Source organism: Flavonifractor plautii ATCC 29863, assembly GCF_000239295.1.
GTDB lineage: Bacteria > Bacillota > Clostridia > Oscillospirales > Oscillospiraceae > Flavonifractor > Flavonifractor plautii.
The window spans coordinates 9,240-15,272 of sequence record NZ_JH417709.1; the positions used below are offsets into that span (position 1 = coordinate 9,240).

Here is a 6,033-nt window from a genome sequence, read left to right on the forward strand (position 1 = left end):
CATGGCGTTGTAAATAGACGCCCGCATGCCGCCCTGCCCGCAAAATCTCCCATTTTGCGGGACCCCAAGCGATTTTATCTGCGCGGGCGGAGTAAATCCGCCCCGCATCAAGGTTTTGCCTTCGGCAAAACGCTTGGTTCCGTGGGCGGGCAGCGGGCTCAATTCGCCCTGTCAAAGGCCTTGATAAAGTCGCACAGCTTTTCTACGCCCTCGGTGGGCATGGCGTTGTAAATAGACGCCCGCATGCCGCCCACGGAGCGGTGGCCCTTCAGGTTGGTGAAACCGGCGGCCACGCTCTCCTGCACAAACTTGGCGTCCAGCTCGTCGCTGCCGGTACGGAACACCACGTTCATATCGGAGCGGGAGCCGGGCTCCACGGCGCAGGTGAAGAGCCGGGAGGAGTCGATCACGTCATAGAGCATCTGCGCCTTTTTGTGCTTGATGGCCTCCATGCCGGGTATGCCCCCCTGCTCCTCCAGCCAGTCCAGGACCAGCCCCAGCATATAGATGCACCAGCAGGGCGGGGTGTTGTACATGGAGTCCTTGTCGATCATGGTCTTGTAGTTCATCATCAGGGGGGTGAAGGGCAGCTCATGCCCGGCCAGCTCCTCCTTGATGATCACTACTGTCAGGCCGGCAGGGGCCATGTTCTTCTGGGCGCCGGCGAAGATGACGCCGTACTTGGACACGTCCACGGGGCGGGAGAGGATGTCGGAGGACATGTCGCACACGATGGGCACACCGTCCGTCTCCGGGACATACTGCCACTCGGTGCCGTAGATGGTGTTATTGGCGCAGTAGTAGAAATAGCTGGCCTCAGGGTCCAGCTCCAGTTGACTCTGCTGGGGAATGTAGGTGTGGTTTTTGTCGGCGGAGGATGCGGCCAGATGGATCTGGCCGTACTTCTGCGCCTCCTTGTAGGCGATGTTGGAGAAGTTGCCGGTCACGGCGTAGTCGGCCTTGCCGGTGGCCCCGATGAGGTTCAGGGGCGCCATGGAGAACTGGGTGGAGGCGCCGCCCTGGAGGAAGAGGATCTGGTATCCCTCCGGCACGTTGAGCAGGGCGCGCAGCTTGGCCTTGGTGTCGTCAAAGATCTTCTGGAACACCTTGGAGCGGTGACTCATCTCCATGACGGACATGCCGGAGCCCTGGTAGTTTGTAATCTCGGCTCCTGCCCGCTCCAATACCTCCAGCGGCAGCATGGAAGGGCCGGCGGAAAAGTTGTAAACACGTTCGTTTCCCATGACAGATGGCCTCCTCGATATTCCAATTTGAAATAGAACGGGGCTTCGCACCGGGTTATCGCTTTACTCCGTTAAAGTATATTATATCGGATGCCCTATCCAACTGTCAACTGCACGGATTGACTAAAACCAAGCCGTTCAATCTCAAAACTTTGTGAATATTTCAACGAACCCTTTGCACTTTGCGCCGGTTTGTGGTACAATACCATTGAACTTACAGTTTAGTTTTCCCTTCCGGAAGGAGGAGTGGCCAATGAGGCTGTCTGATATCAAGACGATTCTGCACGCCGAGGTGCTGTGGGGGGAGGAGCATCTGGACCGGGAGGTTTTTTCCGCCTGCGGCAGCGACTTCATGAGCGATGTGCTGGCCTTTGTCAAGAACCAGGCGCTGCTGCTCACCGGCCTGGTCAACCCCCAGGTGGTGCGCACCGCAGATATGGTGGAGATGAAATGTATTGTCTTTGTGCGGGGTAAGGTGCCGGGGCCGGACATTCTGTCTCTGGCGGAGGAGCGTGACATTGTAGTTATGACCTGCCCCAAGCGTATGTACGAGGCGTGCGGCCTGTTATATTCCAATGGATTGCGAGGGAATTGTGATGGAGACAATTAGACTGGTTTACCCTGTGGAGGGCGGCGATCTGATCGAGGCCGGCGAGGCTTCCAGCAAAATGAAGCTGACGCTGAAGAAGCTGGGACTGCCCCAGGACGTGATCCGCCGTGCGTCCATCTGCATGTATGAGGGCGAGATCAATATGGTGATCCACGCCGACGGCGGCCAGGCCGAGGTGGAGGTGGACGCCAATCAGATTGTTATCCGCATGACCGATACCGGGCCGGGCATCCCGGACGTGGAGCAGGCCATGCAGGAGGGCTACTCCACCGCCGGGCAGACCGCCCGGGAGCTGGGCTTCGGCGCTGGCATGGGCCTGCCCAATATGAAGCGCTACTCCGACGAGATGACCATTGACACCGAGGTGGGCAAGGGTACCACCGTTACGGTTAAAATCAAGGTTTCCTGAGCGCGATGAGCTTGGAAAAGCGAGGTGACGCGGCTCCATGTTCATGAGACATTCGGTGGTCCTGGAGCTGAAGCGCTGCCGGGGCTGCACCACCTGCATCAAGTGCTGCCCCACCGAGGCCATCCGGGTCCGCGGCCGCAAGGCCACCATTCTGCCCGACCGGTGCATCGACTGCGGAAGCTGTATCCGCATCTGTCCCCACAAGGCCATCAAGTCGGTGGGCGACAGTCTGGACATTCTGAAGCAGTACCAATACTGCGTGGCCCTGCCGGAGCCCGCCCTGTATGGGCAGTTCCAGCACCTGGACAGCGTGGATATTGTGCTCAACGGCCTGTTGAAGATCGGCTTTCACAAGGTCTATGAGGTGGCTAAGGCCGCCGAGATGATCTCCGACTTTGAGCGGCAGAGCATCAGCGGCGGCCCGTCCAAGGTGACGCCCCAGATCTCCTCCTCCTGTCCCACGGTGCTCCGCCTCATCCGCATGCGCTTCCCCAAGCTCATGGGCCATGTGGCCTGTACCATTCTGCCCATGGAGCTGGCCGCCATTCTGGCCCGGCGGGAGGCAGCCGAGGAGACCGGCCTGCCGCCGGAGGCCATCGGTGTGTTCGCCATCGTGCCCTGCTCCTCCAAGGTGACGGCCGCCCGGGTCTCCGAGGGGCTCAGCCGCCCGGTGCTGGACGGGGCCTTCGCCATCCGGGACATCTACCTGCGCCTGCTCAATCCCATGCGGGAGCTGGAGGAGATCACCCCCATGGCCTCCGCCGGTATCCTGGGCCTGGGCTGGGCCTCCTGCGGCGGCGAGAGCGCCGCCCGCCTGGGGGAGCGCTGCGTGGCGGTGGACGGTATTCAGAACGTCATCCGCATGCTGGAGGAGATCGAAGACGGCCGTCTGCCGGAGGCCGATTTTCTGGAGCTGTCAGCCTGCACCCAGGGGTGCGTGGGGGGCTGCTTCAATGTGGAGAATCCCTACGCGGCCAAGCTTCGCATCAAGGGCCTGCTCAAGGGTCTGCCGGTCTCCCGCAACCGTTTCCTCTTTCATGGAGAGGCGCGGGATATCGTGCGGAGGGACAAGGAGCTACAGTACTTACCTGCCTTCGTGCTGGACCAGGACCGGGAGATGGCCATCAGCAAACAGTTGCGTATCCAGGAGCTGGAGTCCCACCTGCCCGGCCTCCACTGCGGCTCCTGCGGAGCGCCCTCCTGCCGGGCCTTCGCGGAGGACGTGGTGCTGGGCCGCGCCTCGGAGGACGACTGCATTTTCAAGGTGCGGGAGCGCATGCGCTCCATGGCGGGCAGCAAGGAGGAGGCGGACGACTACCTGCCCCCGCCCTTCCGCCGCCGCCAGGAGCCGTCCGAATAGACCCTACGGCCGCCGTGAAGCGCCCTGCGTCTCACGGCGGCCTCTTTATACAACAAGGAGGAGTTTTTTATGACGGTACGCGAACTGACCGAAGCCCTCTCCCTGACCCCCTTCCATCTGGCCCAGCCCGACCGCCCGGTTTCCGGCGGCTACGCCGGAGACCTGCTGAGCTGGGTGCTGGGCCGGGCCGGACAGGACGCCGCCTGGCTCACGATCATGTCCAACCAGAATGTGGCCGCCGTGGCCCTCATGGCTGAGGTCTCCTGCGTCATTCTCACCGAGGGGGTCGCCCCCGACGGCGACCTGCTCCGCCGCGCTCAGGAGAAGGGCGTCAATCTGCTAGGGGCCGGACAGGATACCTTTGACACCGCCGCCCGTTTGTCCGGGGCGCTGGCTGCCGGGTAATGCCTCCTCACTCGATATCATTTTGTTATTTTAAAAGCAAATTCTACACAAAGTATTTCCACGATTTTCACCTACACTCCTGCCTGTCGCCCCACCCGGCAACGCCGGGCGGGGACCCCCTTTTGCTTCCTCGGGCGGAGTGAATCCGCCCTGCGGCGAGGTTTTCGCCTCCGCGAAAACCCTCGGCGCGCCTTGTGGCGCGCTTCGGGCGATAGGCACGATGCCGTTTTGTTATCCTGAAAAGGAGTTTTACATGAAGTATTACTACGATCTCCACCTTCACTCCTGCCTGTCACCCCACCCGGCTCAGCCGGGCGGGGGCCCCTTTTTTCTCCCTCGGGCGGAGTGAATCCGCCCTGCGGCGAGGTTTTCGCTCCGGCGAAAACGCTCGGGCGCGCCTTCCGGCGCGTTTCGGGCGACAGGCACGACGCCTTCCCGTTATCTCGAAAAGGAGTTCTACATGAAGTATTACTACGATCTCCACCTCCATTCCTGCCTGTCGCCCTGCGGCAGTGAGGACATGACCCCCGTCAACCTGGCGGCCATGTGCGCGCTGGCGGGGCTGGATATTGTGGCCCTTACCGACCACAACACCTGCGGCAACTGCGCCGCCTTCTGCCGGGCGGCGGAGGAGCGGGGCCTGCTGGCTCTGGCGGGGATGGAGCTGTGCACCCGGGAGGAGATCCACGTAGTCTGTCTCTTCCCCACCCCCTATCACGGGGAGGAGTTCGAGGCGTATGTATCCCGCCGCCTGCCCCCGTTGTCCAATCACCCCGCCGTCTTTGGCCATCAAATCTATATGGACGCGGGAGACCTGGTGCTGGGAGAGGACCCCCGCTTCCTCGCCGGACACACCGACATCGGCCTGGAGGAGGTATCCCGGCTGGCCGCCGCCTTTGGCGGAGCGGCCTTTCCTGCACACATCGACCGCCCCTCCTTCTCTCTTCTGGGGGTGCTTGGCCTGTGGATGCCGGAGCTGGGATTCCCGCTGGCGGAAGTATCCCGCCAATGCCCGCCGGAGTTCCGCCTCCGCCCGGACCTGGCCGGGCTTCGGCTCATCACCAACTCTGACGCCCACTACCTGGATCAGGTCTGGGAGGCGGAGCACGCCATGGAGCTGCCGGAGCGGACGGCTGCCGCCGTTCTCTATTGGCTGCAGGGTACAAGGTAAATTTTTCTCTTTACAAACATAGTTAGATGTGTTATACTCGTTTTTGTTAAAGATTTAACAATAAAGAACCGCTTTCCTGTGCATGGTCTGTATTCGACGCCACTCCGATACGCCCGCCCTGCCCAACGGAGCGGTTTTTTTCTACCCTTCATTTTTTCTTGGGCTAATTTTTGAACTTAATAGTTCACATTTTGTTATTTTGGACAGTCTTTACAAGAAATGATTTGGCGTTATAATAGAAAAAGTGAAACTAAACTAACCAGTTTCAGAAAGGAAGGACGCATCCATGCCAAACTGCAAAACCGTCGTCCCCTACCGCGGAAGCCCGGAACAGGAGGAGCGCCTGCGGCAGGTGATCGCCGAGCACAGGGGGCAGCCAGGTGCCACCATGCCGGTGCTCCAAGCCGCTCAGGAAATCTTCGGCTATCTGCCCGAGGAGGTTCAGATCATGGTGGCCGAAGGATTGGACATCCCCCTGTCCGAGGTGTACGGGGTTGCCTCGTTCTACGCCCAGTTCTCCATGAACCCCAAGGGAAAGTATCAGATCTCCGTCTGTCTCGGCACCGCCTGCTATGTCAAGGGCGCGGCCGCCGTGCTCAACGCCGTGGAACAGAAGCTGGGCATTGTCCCCGGCGCCATCACCCCGGACGGCAAGTTCTCCCTGGACTCCTGCCGCTGCGTGGGCGCCTGCGGTCTGGCCCCGGTCATGATGATCAATAATGACGTCTATGGCCGCCTCACCCCCGACCAGGTCGGCCCGATTTTGGATATGTATAAGTAGAAGCGCGGAGGGTAGGCGTATAGGGGAGCTAAGAGGACATGGAGGCGAAAAAA

General features: G+C 60.9%; 7 protein-coding genes. 6 read left to right on the plus strand and 1 reads right to left on the minus strand.

Annotation, left to right across the window (positions count from 1 at the left end; translation table 11 throughout):
• Window positions 1-158: 158 nt before the first annotated feature.
• Window positions 159-1,244 carry a 3-phosphoserine/phosphohydroxythreonine transaminase gene (gene serC, locus HMPREF0372_RS06495; RefSeq protein WP_039996809.1) on the minus strand — a complete coding sequence of 362 codons (1,086 nt, stop codon included), beginning with the start codon at window positions 1,242-1,244 and terminating at the stop codon, window positions 159-161.
• A gap of 253 nt (window positions 1,245-1,497) precedes the next feature.
• Between serC and HMPREF0372_RS06500 the strand changes: the two genes are divergently transcribed.
• From HMPREF0372_RS06500 to nuoE, 6 genes are all read left to right on the plus strand, one after another.
• The gene (locus HMPREF0372_RS06500) at window positions 1,498-1,854 is read left to right on the plus strand and encodes a DRTGG domain-containing protein (RefSeq protein WP_007489985.1); all 357 of its coding nucleotides are present in this window, start codon (window positions 1,498-1,500) and stop codon (window positions 1,852-1,854) included.
• Window positions 1,841-2,263: an ATP-binding protein gene (locus HMPREF0372_RS06505; protein ID WP_007489986.1), complete on the plus strand. Its 423-nt coding sequence runs from the start codon at window positions 1,841-1,843 to the stop codon at window positions 2,261-2,263. Before HMPREF0372_RS06500 ends, HMPREF0372_RS06505 begins: the two co-directional genes overlap by 14 nt.
• Window positions 2,264-2,300: 37 nt before the next feature.
• On the plus strand, window positions 2,301-3,623 hold the full coding sequence (locus HMPREF0372_RS06510; protein ID WP_007489987.1) for a [Fe-Fe] hydrogenase large subunit C-terminal domain-containing protein: 1,323 nt from the start codon (window positions 2,301-2,303) through the stop codon (window positions 3,621-3,623).
• 69 nt (window positions 3,624-3,692) lie between these two features.
• Window positions 3,693-4,028, plus strand: coding sequence for a DRTGG domain-containing protein (locus tag HMPREF0372_RS06515; RefSeq protein ID WP_007489988.1), 336 nt, complete (start codon window positions 3,693-3,695; stop codon window positions 4,026-4,028).
• 460 nt (window positions 4,029-4,488) lie between these two features.
• On the plus strand, window positions 4,489-5,199 hold the full coding sequence (locus tag HMPREF0372_RS06520) for a PHP domain-containing protein (protein WP_007489990.1): 711 nt from the start codon (window positions 4,489-4,491) through the stop codon (window positions 5,197-5,199).
• Between the two features lie 286 nt (window positions 5,200-5,485).
• Entirely contained in the window at window positions 5,486-5,980 is a 495-nt protein-coding gene (nuoE, locus tag HMPREF0372_RS06525) for an NADH-quinone oxidoreductase subunit NuoE (RefSeq protein ID WP_007489993.1), read from the plus strand.
• Window positions 5,981-6,033 lie beyond the last annotated feature (53 nt).